This window comes from Pseudomonas sp. GW821-FHT07F01, assembly GCF_059418825.1.
Window position 1 is genome coordinate 103,819 of record NZ_JBWKQO010000002.1, and the last position, 20,660, is coordinate 124,478.

24 protein-coding genes are annotated in these 20,660 nt (G+C 61.7%); 13 read left to right on the forward strand and 11 right to left on the reverse strand.

The annotated features are described in order from the left end of the window. Positions 1 to 23 precede the first annotated feature (23 nt). A complete protein-coding gene (locus tag AC07R1_RS06685; RefSeq protein WP_495110313.1) occupies positions 24 to 1,562 on the forward strand; it encodes an EAL domain-containing protein in 1,539 nt (512 codons plus the stop codon). Between the two features lie 243 nt (positions 1,563 to 1,805). Beyond that, positions 1,806 to 2,171: a histone-like nucleoid-structuring protein, MvaT/MvaU family gene (locus AC07R1_RS06690; RefSeq protein WP_015635884.1), complete on the forward strand. Its 366-nt coding sequence runs from the start codon at positions 1,806 to 1,808 to the stop codon at positions 2,169 to 2,171. Positions 2,172 to 2,401: 230 nt separating this feature from the next. Here the strand turns inward: AC07R1_RS06690 and AC07R1_RS06695 are convergent, their stop codons facing one another. Further along, a complete protein-coding gene (locus AC07R1_RS06695) occupies positions 2,402 to 2,929 on the reverse strand; it encodes a DUF4946 domain-containing protein (protein ID WP_015635885.1) in 528 nt (175 codons plus the stop codon). Between the two features lie 198 nt (positions 2,930 to 3,127). Between AC07R1_RS06695 and gloA the strand changes: the two genes are divergently transcribed. Continuing rightward, positions 3,128 to 3,649: a lactoylglutathione lyase gene (gloA, locus tag AC07R1_RS06700; protein WP_011061675.1), complete on the forward strand. Its 522-nt coding sequence runs from the start codon at positions 3,128 to 3,130 to the stop codon at positions 3,647 to 3,649. A 172-nt stretch (positions 3,650 to 3,821) separates the two neighbouring features. Here gloA and ahpF read toward each other — a convergent pair whose 3' ends face one another. The 3 genes from ahpF to AC07R1_RS06715 form a co-directional block, all read right to left on the reverse strand. Then, positions 3,822 to 5,387 (reverse strand): alkyl hydroperoxide reductase subunit F, encoded by a 1,566-nt coding sequence (ahpF, locus tag AC07R1_RS06705; RefSeq protein ID WP_495110314.1) that lies wholly within the window; start codon positions 5,385 to 5,387, stop codon positions 3,822 to 3,824. A 124-nt stretch (positions 5,388 to 5,511) separates the two neighbouring features. Further along, entirely contained in the window at positions 5,512 to 6,075 is a 564-nt protein-coding gene (ahpC, locus tag AC07R1_RS06710) for an alkyl hydroperoxide reductase subunit C (RefSeq protein WP_011061677.1), read from the reverse strand. Positions 6,076 to 6,226: 151 nt separating this feature from the next. Further along, positions 6,227 to 7,165: a site-specific integrase gene (locus AC07R1_RS06715; RefSeq protein ID WP_011061678.1), complete on the reverse strand. Its 939-nt coding sequence runs from the start codon at positions 7,163 to 7,165 to the stop codon at positions 6,227 to 6,229. Between the two features lie 180 nt (positions 7,166 to 7,345). Here AC07R1_RS06715 and AC07R1_RS06720 point away from each other — a divergent pair, with 180 nt between their 5' ends. Then, positions 7,346 to 8,353: a DNA-binding protein gene (locus AC07R1_RS06720; RefSeq protein ID WP_495110315.1), complete on the forward strand. Its 1,008-nt coding sequence runs from the start codon at positions 7,346 to 7,348 to the stop codon at positions 8,351 to 8,353. On the opposite strand, the gene gorA is transcribed toward AC07R1_RS06720, so the two are convergent. Both gorA and galU read right to left on the reverse strand, forming a co-directional pair. Then, positions 8,354 to 9,712 carry a glutathione-disulfide reductase gene (gorA, locus tag AC07R1_RS06725; protein ID WP_041118540.1) on the reverse strand — a complete coding sequence of 453 codons (1,359 nt, stop codon included), beginning with the start codon at positions 9,710 to 9,712 and terminating at the stop codon, positions 8,354 to 8,356. Positions 9,713 to 9,842: 130 nt separating this feature from the next. Beyond that, positions 9,843 to 10,682, reverse strand: coding sequence for a UTP--glucose-1-phosphate uridylyltransferase GalU (gene galU / locus AC07R1_RS06730; RefSeq protein ID WP_011061681.1), 840 nt, complete (start codon positions 10,680 to 10,682; stop codon positions 9,843 to 9,845). 465 nt (positions 10,683 to 11,147) lie between these two features. Here galU and AC07R1_RS06735 point away from each other — a divergent pair, with 465 nt between their 5' ends. Further along, positions 11,148 to 11,429 carry a hypothetical protein gene (locus AC07R1_RS06735; protein WP_011061682.1) on the forward strand — a complete coding sequence of 94 codons (282 nt, stop codon included), beginning with the start codon at positions 11,148 to 11,150 and terminating at the stop codon, positions 11,427 to 11,429. 14 nt (positions 11,430 to 11,443) lie between these two features. Here AC07R1_RS06735 and AC07R1_RS06740 read toward each other — a convergent pair whose 3' ends face one another. The 4 genes from AC07R1_RS06740 to AC07R1_RS06755 all read right to left on the reverse strand — a co-directional run bounded on the left by AC07R1_RS06740 (position 11,444) and on the right by AC07R1_RS06755 (position 13,959). Beyond that, on the reverse strand, positions 11,444 to 11,674 hold the full coding sequence (locus tag AC07R1_RS06740; RefSeq protein WP_011061683.1) for a hypothetical protein: 231 nt from the start codon (positions 11,672 to 11,674) through the stop codon (positions 11,444 to 11,446). Positions 11,675 to 11,743: 69 nt separating this feature from the next. Further along, positions 11,744 to 12,595, reverse strand: coding sequence for a c-type cytochrome (locus AC07R1_RS06745; RefSeq protein ID WP_495110509.1), 852 nt, complete (start codon positions 12,593 to 12,595; stop codon positions 11,744 to 11,746). A 65-nt stretch (positions 12,596 to 12,660) separates the two neighbouring features. Then, positions 12,661 to 13,311 (reverse strand): c-type cytochrome, encoded by a 651-nt coding sequence (locus tag AC07R1_RS06750; protein WP_011061685.1) that lies wholly within the window; start codon positions 13,309 to 13,311, stop codon positions 12,661 to 12,663. Positions 13,312 to 13,608: 297 nt separating this feature from the next. Next, the gene (locus tag AC07R1_RS06755) at positions 13,609 to 13,959 is read right to left on the reverse strand and encodes a hypothetical protein (protein ID WP_011061686.1); all 351 of its coding nucleotides are present in this window, start codon (positions 13,957 to 13,959) and stop codon (positions 13,609 to 13,611) included. 211 nt (positions 13,960 to 14,170) lie between these two features. Between AC07R1_RS06755 and AC07R1_RS06760 the strand changes: the two genes are divergently transcribed. From AC07R1_RS06760 to ada, 5 genes are all read left to right on the forward strand, one after another. Then, the gene (locus tag AC07R1_RS06760) at positions 14,171 to 14,473 is read left to right on the forward strand and encodes a DUF1883 domain-containing protein (RefSeq protein ID WP_011061687.1); all 303 of its coding nucleotides are present in this window, start codon (positions 14,171 to 14,173) and stop codon (positions 14,471 to 14,473) included. Positions 14,474 to 14,502: 29 nt separating this feature from the next. Then, positions 14,503 to 14,673 carry a hypothetical protein gene (locus tag AC07R1_RS06765; RefSeq protein ID WP_015635890.1) on the forward strand — a complete coding sequence of 57 codons (171 nt, stop codon included), beginning with the start codon at positions 14,503 to 14,505 and terminating at the stop codon, positions 14,671 to 14,673. A gap of 103 nt (positions 14,674 to 14,776) precedes the next feature. Then, the gene (locus AC07R1_RS06770; RefSeq protein ID WP_495110316.1) at positions 14,777 to 15,493 is read left to right on the forward strand and encodes a 2OG-Fe(II) oxygenase; all 717 of its coding nucleotides are present in this window, start codon (positions 14,777 to 14,779) and stop codon (positions 15,491 to 15,493) included. Beyond that, complete coding sequence (gene alkB / locus AC07R1_RS06775; RefSeq protein ID WP_495110317.1) at positions 15,483 to 16,163, forward strand: DNA oxidative demethylase AlkB; 681 nt, start codon at positions 15,483 to 15,485, stop codon at positions 16,161 to 16,163. Before AC07R1_RS06770 ends, alkB begins: the two co-directional genes overlap by 11 nt. An 85-nt stretch (positions 16,164 to 16,248) precedes the next feature. Beyond that, positions 16,249 to 17,334, forward strand: coding sequence for a bifunctional DNA-binding transcriptional regulator/O6-methylguanine-DNA methyltransferase Ada (ada, locus tag AC07R1_RS06780; RefSeq protein WP_210670978.1), 1,086 nt, complete (start codon positions 16,249 to 16,251; stop codon positions 17,332 to 17,334). On the opposite strand, the gene AC07R1_RS06785 is transcribed toward ada, so the two are convergent. Next, the gene (locus tag AC07R1_RS06785; protein ID WP_011061692.1) at positions 17,286 to 17,774 is read right to left on the reverse strand and encodes a GyrI-like domain-containing protein; all 489 of its coding nucleotides are present in this window, start codon (positions 17,772 to 17,774) and stop codon (positions 17,286 to 17,288) included. The genes ada and AC07R1_RS06785 overlap by 49 nt on opposite strands. A 214-nt stretch (positions 17,775 to 17,988) precedes the next feature. Between AC07R1_RS06785 and AC07R1_RS06790 the strand changes: the two genes are divergently transcribed. The 3 genes from AC07R1_RS06790 (at position 17,989) to modB (ending at position 20,660) form a co-directional block, all read left to right on the forward strand. Beyond that, entirely contained in the window at positions 17,989 to 19,053 is a 1,065-nt protein-coding gene (locus tag AC07R1_RS06790) for an NAD(P)H-dependent flavin oxidoreductase (RefSeq protein ID WP_495110318.1), read from the forward strand. A 158-nt stretch (positions 19,054 to 19,211) separates the two neighbouring features. Then, on the forward strand, positions 19,212 to 19,979 hold the full coding sequence (modA, locus tag AC07R1_RS06795; protein ID WP_011061694.1) for a molybdate ABC transporter substrate-binding protein: 768 nt from the start codon (positions 19,212 to 19,214) through the stop codon (positions 19,977 to 19,979). Beyond that, positions 19,980 to 20,660: a molybdate ABC transporter permease subunit gene (modB, locus tag AC07R1_RS06800; RefSeq protein ID WP_015635894.1), complete on the forward strand. Its 681-nt coding sequence runs from the start codon at positions 19,980 to 19,982 to the stop codon at positions 20,658 to 20,660. It abuts the gene before it with no gap.

Here is a 20,660-nt window from a genome sequence, read left to right on the forward strand (position 1 = left end):
TCGCCCGCCGACAGGTCCGATCCATGCCCCTGACCGCCAAAGGTCCATTGAAGCGCTCTACCCGTACCTTCTGGACATTGCTGGCCATGCTTCTTCCCATCGGGCTCGGCGCCCTCATCCTCTACGCCCAGGCCGAACGAACACTGATGCACAGCAGCCTGGAAACCGCCGAAGAGGCCATCCGCCAGTTCGACCTGATGCTCGACAACACCGACATCGCCGCCAGGGCGCTGCTGCCCCAGGTGGGCCGCGATTGTGATGAAGTCCGGCAACTGGCCCTGCGCGAACAGGTCACCCGCCGACCGTTCGTGCGCTCGACCAACCTGGTGTGGCGCAACAACAACTATTGCAGCTCCCTGCTCGGCAGTTTCGCAGTCCCGCTCAACCCCCTGGACTACGTGGACGGCCGCCTCTGGCTGATGAGCGGCAACCCTGTCACCCCCGACACGGCCCTGCTGGTCTATCGCTGGAGCGAGGGCGATCGCGCCGCCCTGGCCACCATCGACGGCTATCACCTGACCAATGCCCTGCGCCTGATCAGCCGCTTCGCCGACCTGCAATTGCAGGTCGGCGGGCATTGGCTGTCCAGCGACGGCCGTGTCCACGAGGGCAGCCCGCCACTGGCGGCCGTGGCCAGCCAGCAACTGAGCTCATCGCGCTATCCCTACAGCGTCAGCTCGGGGTTTCCCGAGGGCGACGTGTGGAACTACATGAAGAGCCAGTACCCGGCGCTGTTCAGCCTGCTGGTGTTTTTCGGCGCGGCGGCGGGCGTACTTGCCCACTGGCTGCAAAAGCGCTCCGCCTCCCCCACCCACGAGCTGCAACGGGCACTGGGGGCCCAGGAGTTCATTCCGTACTTTCAGCCGGTGGTGCGCGGTGACACCCTGGCGTGGGCCGGCATCGAAGTCCTGATGCGCTGGCAGCATCCGAAAGAGGGGCTGGTGCGCCCGGACCTGTTCATCCCCTTCGCCGAGCATTCGGGGCTGATCGTGCCCATGACCCGCTCGCTGATGCAGCAGACCCAACAAGCCCTGGCGCCCCATGCCGCGCACTTTACCGACGGTTTCCATATAGGTATCAACATCACCGCCAGCCATTGCCATGACCTGCAGTTGCTGGAGGACTGCCGGGAGTTCCTCGCCGGCTTCCCCCCAGGCAAGGTGATCCTGGTGCTGGAGTTGACCGAACGCGAACTGATCGAGCCCACGGCTACCACCCACCAGCTGTTTGCCGCCCTGCACGAACTGGGTGTGATGATCGCCATCGACGACTTCGGTACCGGGCATTCCAGCCTGGGTTATCTGCGCCAGTTCAATGTGGATTATTTGAAGATCGATCAGAGTTTCGTCGCCATGATCGGTGCCGACGCACTGTCCCTGCATATACTCGACAGCGTTATCGAACTCTCGGCCAAACTCGATCTGGGCATTGTCGCCGAAGGTATTGAAACTGCAGAACAGCGGGATTATCTAGCCGCTAAAGGGGTGGATTTCCTGCAAGGTTATTTATTCGGACGGCCCATGCCCAGTGCCGAATTTGTTGCAGCCCTGGCGCGCCATTAAATAGCCATACCCGAACAAAAAGTGCTGGATCTAACAACTCGGGGCCTGCACAAATTTGAATCAATTGGTCAATATCGCATTTAACAAGAACAACCTGATTTACTCTCGATGCATTAACTACTACAATTTTTCCCGCCTGTACAAGATTCACAGGTAGGCCACTTAATCGAGCCTTAATCGGCTCATGGCTTATAGCTTTGTTTGTGGTTTGTATCAGCCAAATAGACTAGTGGAGTGAAGATATTGTCCAGACTTGCTGAGTTTCGTGCTGCAGAAAAAGCACTTCAAGAACAGCTCGCGCAGCTTGAATCCCTGAAAAACGACGCCGGACTCAAGAAGGAAATCGAGTTCGAAGAAAAGCTCCAGGCCCTGATGAAGTCCTACGACAAGAGCCTGCGTGACATCATCGCCATCCTTGATCCCAACCAGGGCAAGGCCGGCCTGCCACAGGCCAACGCCCCCAAGCAGCGCCGTGCCCGCGTGGTCAAGGTCTACCAGAACCCGCACACCGGCGAACTGATCGAAACCAAAGGCGGCAATCACCGCGGCCTGAAGGCCTGGAAAGAACAGTACGGTGCCGCCACTGTGGATTCCTGGCTGCGCGCTTGAACAAAGCCGCACCCCGAAAAAGGCCCTGCATATGTAGGGCCTTTTACATTGAATAAGAAAATTCTTATTACGACTTGCATCTAAGGGAAGAGCCGAGCGAGATCCCACCCCTCTCCCTAGCTGATACATCGTGCAATAACGTCTGATTCCCAAGCAACTTCAGGCTTAATGCCTTTTCGCTAACGAACGGGCAACCTGCAGAAAGCGAACCGATTGGTTCAGATTTTTCCTTAAAGTTTAAGGCCATTTCGTACAGCGAGTATTTCATCCTGGCTCTCGGCAAAAGCCGCAGCCTGGCCAGCGTATGAAAGTACATAAGCCTTATCCCCATTCAGTGCCGCCACCAATGTTTGCGAGAGCACATGCCGGCCATTCTGGGTAATGGTGCAAGTAGTCTCCAGCGCCTCGAGACGACTCAACTGCGCGGCATGAATCTTGTTACAGACACTCTGATAACCGCCCTGGGCAAAGTCCTTTTGCACCGACTTGCGCATCTCCAGCAATACCCCCTGCAGATTGACTACATGCCCACTGTCCACCTGAGTCATGGTCAACTCCATGACCATGAGTGGATTGCCAGCGGTATCGCTCTTGACCGCTCTCTGCCGGGACACCTTGGCGGCCTCTTCGCCTTCTTGGGCCGGCAGCGGTTCCACCGTCCAGCCCTGGGGCCAGGTCACTTGCGGCTCGGCCTCTGCAACACCGGCCAGCGCCAGTAGCAACAGAGCTGCGGCGCGGAACTTAAAAGACTCGATCATGCGTTTGCACACTGAGGTAAAGGGGCCTGGAAGTCTGAGCCCGGCGCCAGGAATGGGCAATAGATCAGGAGCTTTGGGTTTGGCGCCAGCCGACCCACTTGCGTATCATTGCCCGATCCCAAGGATGTCCGAACCATTGCCAGCCAAGGCTGCTTGCCCCGGCAAGCAGTCTTGGCCGCACTTTCTTCTGGAGGGCCCATGAGCCTCAACGAACTCAATACCTTTCCCGGCGTGACCGCCCAACCGGATGCGGCCACTGCCCGTTTCGTGTTCAACCACACCATGTTGCGCGTCAAGGACATCACTCGCTCCCTGGACTTCTACACCCGGGTCCTGGGCTTTTCCCTGGTGGAAAAACGCGACTTCCCTGAAGCCGAGTTCAGCCTGTACTTCCTGGCCCTGGTGGACAAGGCACAGATCCCGGCAGACGCTGGCGCGCGAACCGAGTGGATGAAGTCGATTCCCGGCATTCTCGAACTGACCCACAACCACGGCACCGAGAACGATCCAGCCTTCGCCTACCACAACGGCAACAGCGACCCGCGCGGCTTCGGCCACATCTGTATCTCGGTGCCGGACATCGTCGCCGCCTGCGAGCGCTTCGAAGCCCTGGGCTGCGATTTCCAGAAGCGCCTGAACGATGGCCGGATGAAAAGCCTGGCCTTCATCAAGGACCCGGACGGCTACTGGGTCGAGATCATCCAGCCAGCACCGCTGTAAACCTATGCAGGTGCGAAGCCGGCCTGTGTAGAAGCTGGATTGTCAGCACTCCCCTTCTCAAGGGCGGCGCAAGACCCAGCGGCCACTTCAGCGACAAGCCGGTGCCTGCCGGCACAGCAATAAAAAACCCCATGAGCCAGGCTCATGGGGTTTTGTTTTTCTAAGCGACCGATCAAGCCGGTGCTGAGGTACGGATCAAGTGATCGAATGCACTGAGGGAAGCCTTGGCGCCCTCGCCCACGGCTATCACGATCTGCTTGTAGGGCACCGTGGTGACGTCACCTGCAGCAAATACCCCAGGCAGCGAAGTCTCGCCGCGGGCATCGACGATGATCTCGCCACGAGGCGACAGCTCGACGGTGCCCTTGAGCCAATCTGTGTTGGGCAACAGGCCGATCTGCACAAAGATGCCTTCCAGGTCCACCGTGTGGAACTCGCCCGAATCACGGTCCTTGTAGGCCAGGCCGGTGACCTTCTGGCCGTCACCCTTCACTTCGCTGGTCAAGGCGCTGGTGATGACTTTGACGTTGGGCAGGCTGAAGAGCTTGCGCTGCAACACCGCATCCGCCCGCAGCTTGCTGTCGAACTCCAGCAGGGTCACGTGGCTGACGATACCCGCCAGGTCGATGGCCGCTTCGACACCGGAGTTGCCGCCGCCAATCACCGCCACACGCTTGCCCTTGAACAGCGGGCCGTCGCAGTGCGGGCAGAAGCACACGCCCTTGGCCTTGTATTCCTGCTCACCCGGCACGCCCATCTCGCGCCAGCGGGCACCGGTAGCCAGGATCACCGACTTGGCCTTGAGACTGGCGCCGCTTTCGAACTGGATCTCGTGCAAGCCGCCGACTTCCTTGGCCGGCACCAGGGCACTGGCCCGCTGCAGATTCATGATGTCCACGTCGTACTGCTTGACGTGCTCTTCCAGGGCGGCGGCCAGCTTCGGCCCTTCAGTTGCCTGCACCGAGATGAAGTTCTCGATCGCCATGGTGTCCAGCACCTGGCCACCGAAACGCTCGGCAGCCACACCGGTACGGATGCCTTTGCGAGCGGCATAGATGGCTGCCGAAGCACCCGCTGGACCACCGCCGACCACCAGCACGTCGAAGGCTTCCTTGGCGTTGAGTTTCTGCGCCTGCTTCTCCACCGCACCGGTGTCGAGCTTGGCGAGGATTTCCTCCAGCCCCATGCGCCCCTGGCCGAAGTTCACACCATTGAGGTAGACACTGGGCACCGCCATGACCTTGCGTTCATCGACTTCGGCCTGGAACAGTGCGCCATCGATGGCCACGTGACGGATGTTGGGGTTGAGCACCGCCATCAGGTTCAGCGCCTGGACCACGTCCGGGCAGTTCTGGCAGGACAGCGAGAAGTAGGTTTCGAAATTGAACTCGCCCTTGAGCGAGCGGATCTGCTCGATCACCTCGGTACTGGCCTTGGATGGATGGCCACCCACTTGCAGCAAGGCCAACACCAGGGAAGTGAATTCGTGGCCCATGGGAATACCGGCGAAACGCAGGCTGATATCACTTCCCGGGCGATTCAACGAGAACGAAGGCTTGCGCGCGTCGCTGCCGTTATCGAGCAAGGTAATCTGGTTGGAAAGACTGATAATGTCTTTGAGTAACGCGAGCATTTCCTGGGATTTCGCACCGTCGTCGAGGGAGGCTACGATCTCGATCGGCTGGGTGACCCGTTCCAGGTAAGACTTCAACTGAGCTTTAAGATTGGCGTCCAACATACGGGCGATCTCCTGTTTTGATTCGGTAGAAAAAACAACGCCCGAGCGAATCTCGCCCGGGCGTTGTTTGAGGGCGGTGCAGCTGGCTTAGGTGCGGATCACCGCCCTTGGGTAATGCATGGACTTAGATCTTGCCGACCAGGTCCAGGGACGGAGCCAGGGTGGCCTCGCCTTCTTTCCACTTGGCTGGGCAGACTTCGCCTGGGTGAGCAGCGACGTACTGAGCGGCCTTGATCTTGCGCAGCAGCTCGGAAGCGTCACGGCCTACACCACCGTCGTTGATTTCAACGATCTTGATCTGGCCTTCAGGGTTGATCACGAAGGTGCCACGGTCAGCCAGACCGGCTTCTTCGATCAGCACATCGAAGTTGCGGGAGATGGCCAGGGTCGGGTCGCCGATCATGGTGTACTGGATCTTGCCGATGGCTGGCGAAGTGTTGTGCCAGGCAGCGTGGGCGAAGTGGGTGTCGGTGGAAACGCTGTAGATCTCGACGCCCAGCTTCTGGAATTCGGCGTAGTTGTCGGCCAGGTCTTCCAGCTCGGTTGGGCACACGAAGGTGAAGTCAGCCGGGTAGAAGAACACGACAGACCATTTGCCTTTCAGATCGGCGTCCGACACTTCGACGAATGCGCCGTTTTTGAATGCGGTAGCTTTGAAGGGTTTAACTTGGCTGTTGATGATAGGCATCGTTGACTCTCCATCAGTGGTTGAGAACATTGGGTGAAAACTTGATGGGGAGAATCCTAACCAATGAATCGCCCCTTGGCTCATTGGCAAACCTGATGCTGCCGATTGGTTTTGACTATCAGCCAACAGTATTAATAGAAGAAACCTTAATCTACTGCTGTACCGGCTTCTCGCCGATGCGCGCCATGCCCATGAATGGGTTGGCCTCGACGTAGCGCATGGCGGACTGCATGTCCTTCCAGCCGACATAGCTCATCAGTGATTTCAGATCCCAACCGCTGCGGTGCGCCCAGGTGGCGAAGCCCCGGCGCAGGGAATGGCTGGTGTAGTGTTCGCCAGCGATACCGGCACGCTCCAGGGCTTGGCGCAGCAACGCGATCACGCTATTGGCATGCAACCCCTGCTCGCTCAGGCGCCCCCAGCGGTTGATGCCGCGAAACACCGGCCCGCGGACCAGCGCCGCGCTGTTGATCCACTCGATATAGGCCTGCACCGGGCACAGGCGCAGCAAGGCCGGGGTGTGAAAGGTCCGCCCAAGGTTGTCACGGTCACTCTTGCTGCGGGGCAGGTAGAGGCTGATGCCCGACCCGGCCACCGCTTGCACATGCTCGATCTGCAAGCGGCACAGCTCATCACTGCGAAAGCCGCGCCAGAAGCCCAGCAAGATCAGCGCCCGATCACGCCGGGCACGTAACAGATCCCCCTGGCGCTGTTCAGCTGCGGCACTCGCCACCTCCTCATCTAGCCAGGCGACGACCTGTTCCAGGTGCTGCAGCTCCAAGGGTTGCGCCTGTTTTTCCTGTACCGGGTGCAGCGCACGGATGCCCTTGAACACCTGGCGCACCACCGGCGCCTTGGTCGGGTCGGCAAAGCCCTGGCTGCTGTGCCACTGGGCCAGGGCCGACAGGCGCAACCGCAGGGTATTGATCGACAGCTCACCGGCATAGGCGGCCAGGTAGCGGGCCACGCTTTCGGCCGTAGCCGGAAGGAAACCGCCCCACTGCACTTCGAAATGCTCGATGGCCGCCCGATAGCTGCGACGGGTGTTGTCGCGGGTGGCGGCTTGCAGATAACGATCCAGCTCGCTCATGGCAGCTCAACTCAGGCAAATGTACGGCGATGGCTGGCGAAAACCGCCCTCAGCGCCTATCACACGGGGTAATACCATAATATCCCATGTCAGTTTCAGGCTTTTGATAATTTCACATCTGCTGTACAATTCCATGTAATTACATACCACGTAACACAGTATTAAATCGTCGGAGGATGCATGGCTCGCGGAGGCATAAACAAGGCGGTGGTGAAGAAAGCGCGTCAGGCGATTCTTGCCCGCGGCGAACACCCCAGCATCGACGCAGTACGCATCGAAATGGGCAATACCGGCTCGAAAACCACCATCCACCGCTATCTCAAGGAGCTGGATGACGGCGCCAGCCGGCGTGACAGCGGCCCTGCACCCCTGGGCCAAGAACTGGGCGAACTAGTGGGGCGCCTGGCGCAACGTCTGCAGGAGCAGGCCCAGGAACCCCTGGAGCAAGCCCTCGCCCACTTCGAAGCACAGAAGCAGGTGCTGGAACACCAGTTGAACGAAGCCCACCAGCTTCAGGAGCAGTTGCAACAGCAGTTGCAGATTCAGGCCAGCGCCCTGGCCGGGGAAAGCGCCGCCCTGCAAGACACTCGCTCCATGCTGCAGAGCGAACAGACCCGCAACGCCGAACTCAACCAGGCACTCAAGGGCCTTGAGCTGCGACTGGAGGACAAGGAGCAGCAGATCCACTCCCTGGAGGAAAAGCACCTGCATGCCCGGGACGCCCTGGAGCACTACCGCGCGGCCAGCAAGGAACAGCGCGAACAGGAGCAGCGCCGCCACGAAGGGCAGTGGCAACAGATCCAGATGGAGCTGCGCCAGGCCCAACAGAGCGCGCTGGTACGCCAGGACGAGATCACCCAACTGCATCGCGATAACGAGCGCCTGCTCAGCGAACAGCGCGCCATCCACAAAGAGCTCAAGCAAGCCCAGGATGCCGCCAGCAAGAATTCGGCGCTGCAAGCCCGCCTGAGCGAACAGGTCGCCCGCCAGGACAGCGAAAGCACCCTGCTCCAGGAACGCCTGCGCGTTGCCCAGGAAGAAGTTCAGGCACTCAAGGAACAAACCAGGAAACAGGCTCGATCGAGCAAGGAGATGGAATTGCGCGCCACCAAGGCCGAGGCCGGCCTGGAGGCGTTGCGCCTGGCTGCTGCCACCAAGGCCCAGCCAGACGCACCTGCGAAGGCTTGATCAGCCCGCGACAGGCGTACGCATGGTGACGAACTCTTCGGCGGCCGTCGGGTGCACGCCGATGGTTTCGTCGAAGTCGCGCTTGGTCGCCCCCGCCTTCAGGGCAATTGCCAGGCCCTGAACGATTTCACCGGCATCCGGGCCGACCATGTGGCACCCCAGGACCTTGTCGCTGTCGGCGTCCACCACCAGCTTCATCAGGGTGCGTTCCTGGCAGTCGGTCAGGGTCAGCTTCATCGGCCGGAAGCGGCTCTCGAAGATCTGCACCTTGTGCCCCGCTTCTCGCGCCTGCTCTTCGGTGAGGCCGACGGTACCGATGTTCGGCAGGCTGAACACCGCCGTAGGAATCATCTGGTAATCCACGGGACGGTACTGCTCGGGCTTGAACAGGCGCCGAGCCACGGCCATGCCCTCAGCCAGGGCCACCGGCGTCAGCTGCACGCGGCCGATGACATCGCCAATCGCCAGGATCGACGGCTCACTGCTCTGATACTGCTCGTCCACTTCGATGAAACCGCGCTTGTCGAGCTTCACGCCGGTATTCTCCAGCCCCAGGTTGTCCAGCATCGGCCGGCGCCCGGTGGCATAGAACACACAATCGGCGGCCAGCTTGCGACCATCCTTGAGGGTGACCTCAAGACTGCCGTCGGCCTGCTTGTCGATGCGCTCGATGTCGGCATTGAACTGCAGGCCCAAACCACGCTTGGTCAGTTCCTCCTGCAAGTGCTTGCGCACTGCGCCGTCGAAACCGCGCAGGAACAGCTCACCGCGATACAACAGCTGGGTATCGGCGCCCAGGCCATGGAAGATCCCGGCAAACTCCACCGCGATGTAGCCACCGCCCACCACCAGCACGCGCTTGGGCAGCTCCTTGAGGAAGAAGGCCTCGTTGGAACTGATGGCATGCTCACGCCCCGGGATATCCGGGATCTGTGGCCAGCCGCCGGTGGCAATGAGGATGTGCTTGGCACTGTAGCGTTGGCCGTTGACCTCTACCTGGTGCGGATCGATCAGCTTGGCGTGGCCTTCATGCAGGGTCACGCCGCTGTTGACCAGCAGATTGCGGTAGATGCCGTTGAGGCGATTGATTTCGCGATCCTTGTTGGCGATCAGGGTCGCCCAATCGAAATTCGCCTCACCCAGGGACCAGCCGAAACCCGAGGCCTGCTCGAAGTCTTCGGCGAAGTGCGCGCCGTACACCAGCAGCTTTTTCGGCACGCAGCCGACGTTGACACAGGTACCGCCCAGATAGCGGCTTTCAGCGACCGCGACCTTCGCGCCAAAACCCGCCGCGAATCGCGCGCAGCGCACACCGCCGGAACCGGCACCAATTACATAAAGATCAAAATCGTAGGCCATTTCACTCTCCCAGGCAGGCTGACAAGCATAACCGCAGATGGCGATCGGGTCAGCGCAGAGGTCTACATAAGGGCGACAAATGAAAAAGCCACCCGAAGGTGGCTTTTCCGAAAAACCAGTGCAGCGGCTATCAGTAAGCCTTGCCGGTCTTGTAGAAGTTCTCGAAGCAGAAGTTGGTTGCGTCGATGTAGCCTTCGGCACCACCGCAGTCGAAACGCTTGCCCTTGAACTTGTAGGCCATCACGCAGCCGTTCTGCGCCTGCTTCATCAGGGCGTCGGTGATCTGGATCTCGCCACCCTTGCCCGGCTCGGTCTGCTCGATCAGGTCAAAGATGTCCGGAGTCAGGATGTAACGACCGATGATCGCCAGGTTCGACGGTGCGTCTTCCGGCTTTGGCTTCTCGACCATGCTGTGAACGCGGTAGATGTCGTCACGGATCATCTCGCCAGCAATCACGCCGTACTTGTTGGTTTCCTGCGGATCGACTTCCTGGATGGCCACGATCGAGCAGCGGAACTGCTTGTACAGCTTGACCATCTGGGTCAGTACGCCGTCGCCTTCGAGGTTGACGCACAGGTCGTCCGCCAGCACCACGGCGAAGGGTTCGTCACCGATCAGCGGGCGGCCAGTCAGAATGGCGTGGCCCAGGCCTTTCATTTCGGTCTGGCGAGTGTAGGAGAACGAGCACTCGTCCAGCAGCTTGCGGATACCGACCAGGTATTTCTCCTTGTCGGTGCCCTTGATCTGGTTTTCCAGCTCGTAACTGATGTCGAAGTGGTCTTCGAGGGCGCGCTTGCCGCGGCCGGTCACGATGGAGATTTCATTCAATCCGGCATCCAGCGCTTCTTCAACGCCGTACTGGATCAGTGGCTTGTTCACCACCGGCAGCATTTCTTTAGGCATGGCTTTAGTCGCTGGCAGGAAGCGAGTACCGTAACCGGCTGCTGGGAACAAGCATTTCTTGATCATATGAGTCCTTAAAAAGGCTGTGTGTACGAGTTTCGGCGCAGTCTAATGAGGGCGCGAGCGCCTTACAATGCCCCGCGCTGGCTAACCGCTGCCATCATAGAGAAATAAAGTGCCGGATAGTTCCGCAGCATCCTCCAGATAGCCTGCCAGGTAAACCTCCATCACCGCGCAGCGCTTGTAAACCGGCACCTGCACAGGGTTGCCGGAATGCCCCAGGCATCGACCAGGCACACCCTCGACTCAACGGCCAAGGCGGGCCATCCGGACTCCATGATGGCACCGTTTTCGCCCTGGCTATGTTCACACGCAGGCACCACAACCCCCTCACCCAGAGGGGCTGCGGCACTTTTGCAGACCCGCGGAGGACTAAGGTGACGTGCTGTACCGAAATGGCCATTAGCTATAGCATCGCCACTGGCATGCACGGCCACTTCACCCCCTCCCCCTCAGATGACGAAATCCCCCATGAACAGACTTTTCACTGTCACCGCAGTACTGGCCCTGAGTGGATGTGCCACCGCCTCCAATACCTACCTGGCCAATGGCGAACAAGGCCTGAGCATCGATTGCTCTGGCGAGGCCAGCTCCTGGGCCAGCTGTTACGAGAAAGCCGAGGCGTCCTGCGCCGGCACCGGCTATCGGATCGTCAGCACTGTCGGCACGCCCGCCACCAAGGAAAGCGACAAGACCCTCGGCGTCGATGTTGGCAACTATAAGAGCCGCAGCGTGGTGGTGGTCTGCAAGTAGAAGGCGCACGCCCTCTACATATGAATTTCGGCGAACTTGATGCCCAGGCCTCGAATGGTTTCGATCAGGTCGTCGAGACGGCAGAAAGATTCCACCTCGTCGCTGTCGTCCACCAGAAAATAGCTGCGCCCGGCGCTCTTCTTGAAAAACACAATCCATTCCCCTGAATTGGCGGGGTTCTGGATCACGTGGGTGGCAGAGATCAAGCCCTCTGCATGCTTTGCCCTGACATCTTCCCGCTTCATGCTTTCTCCCAAAAAATCGATGCCGCCCAGGCGTGAGCCCGGGCGGCACCGGCAACAATGGGCGCTAGTTTATCGGATGCCCTGGCCTATCAGCACGCCTTCTACCGTCTGACCGTACAAATTCACCCCATCATTGGCGTGGAACTTGACCCGGGTCTTCTCGATGGAACCCTCCACCAGGCGCGGGTCCTGCGGCCGCTCGTGGCTGTTGACGAACGCCGCCACGTCCCAGGCCTGCTGATCGCTCAGGCTGCCGCCCTTGCCCAGAGGCATGTTGTGCTTGATGAAGGACGCCGCAGTATTGATCCGGTGCATCCCTGCACCCCAGTTGTAGGAATCCTTGCCCCAGAGTGGCGGCATCACGTAATCCGCACCGGCCCTCTGGCCCTGGCCGTTGTCACCGTGGCAAACCGCACACTGCGCCTGATACACCGCCGCACCCTGCTTGAGGTCGTAGCCTTTGGCGGGCTGCGCCACATCGGGATACCCGCGCCCGGGCAGCTCGACGCCCAGCGGCGCCTTGCTCGCCAGCCAGTAGGCATACACCGACAGCGCGGTAATCTGCGGACTGTCCGCCGCCGGCGGCTTGCCACCGTTCATGCTGAACTGAAAACAGCCTTGCAGGCGCTCGGCAAAGGTATTCACCTTGTCGTTCTTCTTGCGATAGGCCGGGTACATCGGGTACGCGCCCCACAGTGGCGCCGAGTTGGCCAGGCGCCCCTGATCAAGGTGGCAATTGCTGCAATTGAGGCCGTTGCCAACGAACTGCGGCGCCAGGCGCTTGGTATCGACGAACAGGGCGTAGCCTTCGCGTACCAGCTTGCCGTAGGCGTTGTCCGGCAGCTCGCTTTCAGCCGGCGGCTTGAAGTACTCGACATGGGCGGAAGCGCTCGGCGCCGGGATCTGCGACTGGTCCTCCATGGCGATGGTGGCGGCCTGGACCTGGATCGCGAGCAGGCTCAGCAGCGCCCCTGGAATCAATAGTTTCATGGGCGCGCCTCCTGGGAGTTCAAGGTTGCAAAGTAGTCCGCCACGGCAGCCACTTCTTCGGCGCTCAGGGATTTGGCGATGTGCCCCATCAAGTCATTGGGGTCGTTGTGGCGGGTACCTTCACGCCAGGCGTTGAGCTGTGCCACCAGATAGCTGGCAGGCTGCCCGGCCAGGGGTGGGAAGGCGGTACCGACGCCCACGCCACCCGGTCCGTGGCAACTGACGCACTCGGGCACTTGCCGTTCCCAGGCACCACGCAGGGCCAGGCGCTCACCGACACCGGTGGCCACCTGGCTACGGCTGACAGGAGCCAGCTTGGGCGCAGGCATGGCGGCCAGGGTCGTGGTGACCGCGGTGATTTCCTCTTCACTCAAGGCCTTGGCCAGCGGTTGCATCACAGGGCTGGTGCGGGCGCCGCTGCGAAAGTCGTGCAACTGCTTGCCCAGATATCCCGCTGGCAACCCGGCAAGGCGTGGAAACCCGGCCGGAGCCAGGCCCATGCCATCGGCGCCATGGCAGGCCAGGCAAGCCGTCGCCCCCGGCTGGGCGCCTCCCTGGGTAAAGACTTTCTGCCCCTCCACGGCATGGGCAGTTTGAACCAACAGCAGCATCAGGCCACTCAATAGCATTCGATCCAGTGGGATCATATGGACTCCATTATTCTAGTTATATGCTTAGACCTGCATGGCATAAGCACACAAATAGTAGGTCAATTGATCCACCGGGACAACGCGAAATTGCCCCGCGCCTATCGAATACCGAACAGCAAAACAAGGTTTTACCAGGCGAAAAAAAGCGGCTAATCGCCGCAGTGCAACAAGGCTTCTGCCCACGCAAAAGCAGCCCCGGGCGGCGCTTGGCGGCGCTACCCGGGGCCTGGGGCAAAGTCTGGAGAAGGGATGCAAGCGGGTAACCGGGGCCGGTCACCCGCAGGGAGCAACGGCTTAGCCGGAGATACAGTCTTCACCGGCCTTGCGCACATCCTGAGGGCGCAAGGGGTTGTTGCTCATCTGCTCGTGCAGCTTGATGCTGCTGCCACCGGAACGCGCCTCAATGTAGAACACTGCAGCCGGGGCCGGCGACAGGCTCTGGGGCACTAGTACCCGAAAGCCGTCCTTGTGCGGCTCGACCTGCAGCGCGCCGCGGCTGCCGGAGAGCTTGTCGGCCAGGCACTTGGCGTATTCCTGAGGCTTCTTCCCGGAAATCACGCTCAGGGTTGGCGGTGTCTGGTTGATGTCCGAGACGCTTGCGCAACCGCCGATGGCCAAGACCAGAACCCACACCCAGCGCTTCATATGAAAATCTCCAATAAAGTCCCTCCGACAGCAAAGGCGCCGTTTTTCTCCGGAGGCACGGCTTTATCGCCGATAAAAATCCAAATAACTGTTTTAAATTGTCAAAGCTCGACGCCGGGGCCGAATAATACTCCTTTGGGCCTGATAAACTGCGCCACCGCCCACGCAAACGTTTTTTGCTTTTGTAGCTATAGCCCTTCTGGAGGCGCCCATGAAATTCATCCACCAGCGCGAGCACCTGAACGAAGACGATATCGTCGTCATCGAATGCTCCCAGGTCTGCAACATTCGCCTGATGAGCGACGCCAACTTCCGCAGCTTCAAGAACGGCGGCCGTCATACCTATCACGGCGGCGCCTTCGACAAGTTCCCGGCAAAGATCACCGCCCCCAGCACCGGCTTCTGGAACATCACCATCGACACCGTCAACCGCCGGCCCATCAGCGTGACCCGCAAGCCGAACCTGACGCATTCGATCCGCATCATTCGCCGCTCCAGCTCGAAACTGCGCTAAGCCCTCCCCTCGCGACAACAGGTAGCCCCGTGCCCCAGACCACCAAGTACGTCATCAAATACAAGCTCAACGGTGAGCGCCGCTTCGAATTCGCCCAGTTGCAGACCGGCTCCGAGGAAGAAGCCCGGGCCGCCCTCGAGGCGCTGCATGGCCAGTCCGACGATGTCATCAGCGACGTCAGCGTCAGCAAGGCCTTGTAGAGCGCCGCTGCGCACCACCGATTCAAGCGCAAGCAACGGAGTGTTCGGCGGCCAACCGTGCCGCAGACTGGCCGGGTTCCCTACCGCCCAGGACACTCCCGCCATGCCTGCCCCCTCGCTACACGATGGCTTGCAACAACTGGATTGGGCCCGCATCGAGCAGGCCCTCGACCAGGATGGCTGCGCCCGCCTCGAAGGCCTGTTGACTCCAGCGCAATGCCAGGCCCTGAGCCTGCTTTACCAGAGCCCCGAGTTGTTTCGCTCGAAAGTGATCATGGCCCGCCATGGTTTTGGCCGTGGCCAGTACCAGTATTTTGGCTATCCGCTGCCGGAGCCCGTAGCGCAATTGCGCCAGTTGCTCTACCCGCGCCTGGTGGACCAGGCCAACCGCTGGAACCGCCTGATGAATATCGACGTCCAATACCCGACGCAACACGCCGCCTTCATCCAGCGCTGCCACGACGCCGGGCAGATGCGCCCGACGCCCTTGCTCTTGCAATACGGCCCCGGGGACTACAACTGCCTGCACCAGGATCTGTACGGCGAGCACGTATTCCCCTTGCAAGTGGCCTTCCTGCTGTCGCAGCCGGGAAGCGACTTCAGCGGCGGTGAACTGGTGCTCACCGAACAGCGCCCACGCATGCAATCGCGGCCGCAGGTCATTGGTCTGAAGCAGGGTGATGGGCTGGTTTTCGCCGTGCATCATCGCCCGGTAGCCGGGGCGCGCGGGCACTATCGGGTGACCTTGCGCCACGGTGTCAGCCGCATTCACAGTGGCCAGCGCCATACCCTTGGAGTGATTTTTCACGATGCACTGTAATGATGGCGGCCCAGCCACCCCCGGGCTGTTCAGTGACAGCGACCTGCAGCAGCCTGCCCGCGTCGAGGTCCTGGGCCCACAATCCCGGGTATTGCGCGGCTTCGCCCTGCCCTGGGTCGAAGCGCTGCTGCCGCAACTCGATGTCGTGCTCGCCGCTGCGCCCTTTCGCCAGATGCAGACGCCCGGCGGCTTCACCATGTCGGTGGGCCTCAGCAGTTGCGGGCAACTGGGCTGGACCACCGACCGCAGCGGCTACCGCTATAGCCCCATCGACCCGCAAAGCCAGCGCCCCTGGCCAGCACTGCCCAAGGTATTCCAGGAGCTGGCCGAAGCCGCGGCCGAGGCTGCCGGCTTTCCCGGGTTCGCCCCGGACTCCTGCCTGATCAACTGCTACCGGCCGGGGGCAAAGATGTCACTGCATCAGGACAAGAACGAGCGCGACTACTCAGCCCCTATCGTGTCCCTGTCCCTGGGCCTGCCGGCGATCTTTCTCTTCGGCGGCCGGCAGCGCAGCGACAAGAGCCAGCGGGTCGCGCTGCTGCATGGCGATGTGGTGGTCTGGGGCGGCGTCGACCGCCTGCGCTATCACGGAGTGCTGGCCCTCAAGGACGGCCACCACCCGCTGTTGGGCCAGCAACGGATCAACCTGACCTTGCGCCGGGCCGGCTGACGTTGAGAATTCAAGCGCAAGACCCGGAGTGCCGAACGACCCCAGCTTGGTTAATCTGGCCGCCACCGCTTACCGAGTACCGACCATGACCGCCTTGTCGCGCAAGCACCGCATCGAACAGGACCCCCGCTGGCAAGCCGTGCTCAAGCGCGATGCCAGCGCCGACGCCAGCTTTGTCTACGCCGTGCGCACCACCGGCGTCTATTGCCGCCCCAGCAGCCTGTCGCGCTTGCCCAAGGCCGAGAATGTCGAATTCTTCGACAGCGCCGAGCAAGCCGAAGCCGCCGGCTACCGCCCGAGCAAGCGCCTGGCCAGTGACCAGACCCAGGTCGCGGCGCACCATGCCACGCTGGTGGCGCTGGCCTGCCGGCAGATCGAGGGCGCCGATACACCGCCCAGCCTGGGCCAGCTGGCGCAGCAGGCCGGCATGAGCAGCTATCACTTTCACCGAGTGTTCAAGGCCGCCACCGGGCTGACCCCCCGGGCCTATGCCAACGCGCAACGCTCACGCAAGGTACGCTCCCACCTGGAACGCGGCCAGTCGGTCACCGAAGCCCTGTATGACGCCGGCTTCAACTCCAACAGTCGTTTCTACGAAGCGGCCGACCAGTTGCTGGGCATGACGCCCAGCGACTACCGCGCCGGCGGCCCCAACACCGATATCCGCTTCGCCCTCGGCCAGTGTTCCCTGGGGGCAATACTGGTGGCGCAAAGCGCGCGCGGTGTGTGTGCGATTCTCCTGGGGGATGAACCCGGCCCGCTGCTGGAGCAACTGCAGGACAAGTTCCCCCGGGCCAACCTGATCGGTGCCGACCGCGATTTCGAGCGCCTGGTCGCCCAGGTAGTGGGGTTTATCGAGGCCCCGGCCATTGGCCTGGACCTGCCCCTGGATCTGCAGGGCACGGTGTTCCAGGAGCGGGTATGGCAGGCCCTGAGGAGCATTCCTCTGGGCAGCACCGCCAGCTACGCCGAAATTGCCCAGCGCATTGGCGCGCCCAAGTCCATGCGCGCCGTGGCCCAGGCCTGCGCGGCCAACAGCCTGGCGGTGGCCATTCCCTGCCACCGGGTGGTACGCAGCGACGGCAGCCTTTCAGGCTACCGCTGGGGTGTGGAACGCAAGCGTCAGTTGCTGGAGCGCGAAGCGGCCTGCGAGGCCTCGATGCCGATGTAGATCGCTACCGAATCGGCACTGGTGTAGACCTCGAAATCCGTGGCGAAGGCGCGCCGGACCTGGGGGTTGTCCTGGAAGTAGGCCCAGATCAGCCCCCAGGTCTGGATCACGCAATCGGGCATAGCGCCCTTGGCACTGAACACCAGGTAGTCCCCGCCCTGGACAGCCACGCTCGGGTAGTCGGCGCAGGCACCTTCCAGCGCCACGCCGGCGGTCACGTCGAAGTGCCCGCTGGCATCGGACTCGTAGTTGGAATAGACGCCATAGACGAACGAATCAGCCTGGCGAGGGCTGATCTTGTCGAACAGCCCCTCGACATAGAAGCGCTGCCACATCGGCCCGATCCGTGCGCTGTCGGCCTGTTGCTCGGCGGCGTTGAGGGTCCTTACTTGCAGGCCTGCAACGCTGAACGGCAGTACTTCACGCAGTTTTACATCCATGGTCAGCCTTCCTTGAGGGGTGCGATGAGGAAAAATATCCGCCGCAGTCTAGCGCCGGATCGACGCCGCCGACAGCCGTCGGCAGCGGCCGCCGTATCGGTTGCAAAGGCATGGAATCGAGCCCCGTGGAAAAGTCAGCTGGCCTCGGGGCGCCATCTCCTGATAAAAACCACGGGCTGCATCGTCTAAACCTGCCGACGGAGAATTCCCGCAAATGAGCCAATGGACTGATCGCCGCCTCTTAGACCTGCTGGGTATCGCCCTGCCCATCATCCAAGCGCCCATGGCCGGTCCCTCCGGCTCCGCCATGGTGATCGGCGCCTCCCGGGCCGGTGCTCTGGGCTCCCTGCCCTGCGCCATGCTCGACGCCGGGCAGATCCGCCAGGAAGTGCAGGTGATTCGCTCAGCCACGCAGAACCCGTTGAACCTGAACTTCTTCTGCCACCAGGTGCAGCCCGTCGATGCCGAACACGAGCAACGCTGGAAGAACGCCCTGGAGCCCTACTATCGCGAGCTGGGCGCCGACTTCGATGCTCCGACCCCGGTCAGCAACCGCGCGCCCTTCGATGAGAGCACCTGCCAACTGGTGGAAGAGTTGCGCCCTGAAGTCGTGAGTTTCCACTTCGGCCTTCCAGAGCGTTCGTTGCTGGCCCGGGTCAAGGCCACCGGAGCCAAGGTGCTGTCCTCGGCCAGCACCGTCGATGAAGCGCTCTGGCTGGAGGAGCGCGGCTGCGACGCAATCATCGCCATGGGCTACGAAGCCGGCGGCCACCGGGCAATCTTCCTCGGCGACGATCTCAACAGCCAGGTCGGCACCATGGCCCTGGTGCCGCAGATTGTCGACGCGGTGCAACTGCCGGTGATTGCCGCCGGCGGCATCGGCGATGCCCGGGGCATCGTCGCGGCGCTGGCCCTGGGAGCCTCGGCGGTGCAACTGGGCACCGCTTACCTGTTCACCCCGGAAGCCAAGGTCAGCGCCGCCCACCACCATGCCCTGCGCCACGCCAAGGAAAGCGAAACCGCGTTGACCAACCTGTTCACCGGGCGCCCGGCCCGGGGCATCGTCAACCGCGTCATGCGCGAAATCGGCCCCATCAGCCCGTTGGCGCCGGCCTTCCCCCGGGCCGGCGGCGCCTTGATGCCGCTGCGTGCCAAGGACGAGGCAGGCTTCGCCAACCTCTGGTCCGGCCAGGCCCTGCGCCTGGGGGTGGAACTGCCCGCCTACGAACTGACCCTGCGCCTGGCCGAACAAACCCTGGCACAACTGCGCAGACGCTGATTCACATCGCGGCCCGGGCAACAAGCGCTGGCAACAGAGTTCCGTTCATCGACAAATCGCTATATATTCCGCTATATAGCGATTCCCCCTCGCCTTGGTGCAGGCCCCTTCCAATAACTCACTGCCCAACGCATCCGTCCCCCCAATGGAGCTGTTTGATGAACCTTCGCGCCTCAGGTTTTGCCCCGACTTGCCTCGCCGCCCTGCTCGCTGTCTTCGCCCTGGGTTCGGCCCAGGCCGATGAAGTTCAGGTCGCGGTGGCCGCCAACTTCACCGCACCGATCCAGGCGATTGCCGCCGACTTCGAGAAAGACACCGGGCACAAACTGGTGGCCGCCTACGGCGCTACCGGGCAGTTCTATACCCAGATCAAGAACGGCGCGCCTTTTGAAGTCTTCCTCTCGGCCGACGACAGCACCCCGCAAAAGCTCGAAAGCGAAGGCGACATCGTCAAGGGCTCGCGCTTCACCTACGCCATCGGCACCCTGGCCCTGTGGTCGGCCAAGGACGGCTACGTCGACGCCAAGGGCCAGGTGCTCAAGGACAACCAGTACCAGCATCTGTCCATCGCCAACCCGAAAGCCGCGCCTTACGGCCTGGCCGCAACCCAGGTACTGGCCAAGCTGGGCCTGACCGACAAGGTCAAGGACAAGATCGTCGAAGGCCAGAACATCACCCAGGCCTATCAGTTCGTTTCCACCGGCAACGCCGAGCTGGGCTTCGTCGCCCTGTCGCAGATCTACAAGGACGGCAAGGTCACCAGCGGTTCGGCCTGGATCGTCCCGGCCCAGATGCACGACCCGATCAAGCAGGACGCGGTCATCCTCAACAAGGGCAAGGACAACCCGGCCGCCAAGGCACTGGTGGACTACCTCAAGGGGCCAAAAGCCGCCGCGGTGATCAAGTCCTACGGCTACCAACTGTAAATGAGCCTGTCGAGTGCCGATTTTTCCGCCATCTGGCTGACCCTCAAGCTGGCGTCCCTGACCACGCTGATCCTGCTGGTGGTCGGCACTCCGATAGCCCTGTGGCTGTCGCGCACCCGCTCCTGGCTGCGGGGGCCGATCGGCGCCGTGGTGGCTCTGCCCCTGGTGCTGCCACCCACGGTGATAGGTTTCTACCTGTTGCTGGCCCTGGGGCCCAACGGTTTCTTCGGCCAGTTCACCCAGTCCCTGGGGCTGGGCACCCTGACGTTCAGTTTTGCCGGCCTGGTGCTGGGCTCGGTGATCTACTCCATGCCCTTCGTGGTACAGCCGTTGCAAAATGCCTTTTCTGCCATTGGCAGCCGTCCCCTGGAAGTGGCCGCAACCCTGCGCGCCAACCCCTGGGACACCTTTTTCACGGTGATCCTGCCCCTGGCGCGGCCAGGCTTCATCACCGCCTCGATCCTCGGCTTTGCCCACACCGTCGGCGAGTTCGGCGTGGTGCTGATGATCGGCGGCAACATCCCCAACAAGACCCGAGTGGTCTCGGTGCAGATCTACGATCACGTCGAGGCCATGGAATACGCCCAGGCCCACTGGCTGGCCGGGGCCATGCTGGTGTTCTCGTTCCTGGTGCTGCTGGCGCTGTACTCCAGCCGCAAGACCAAAGCCGGCTGGAGCTGA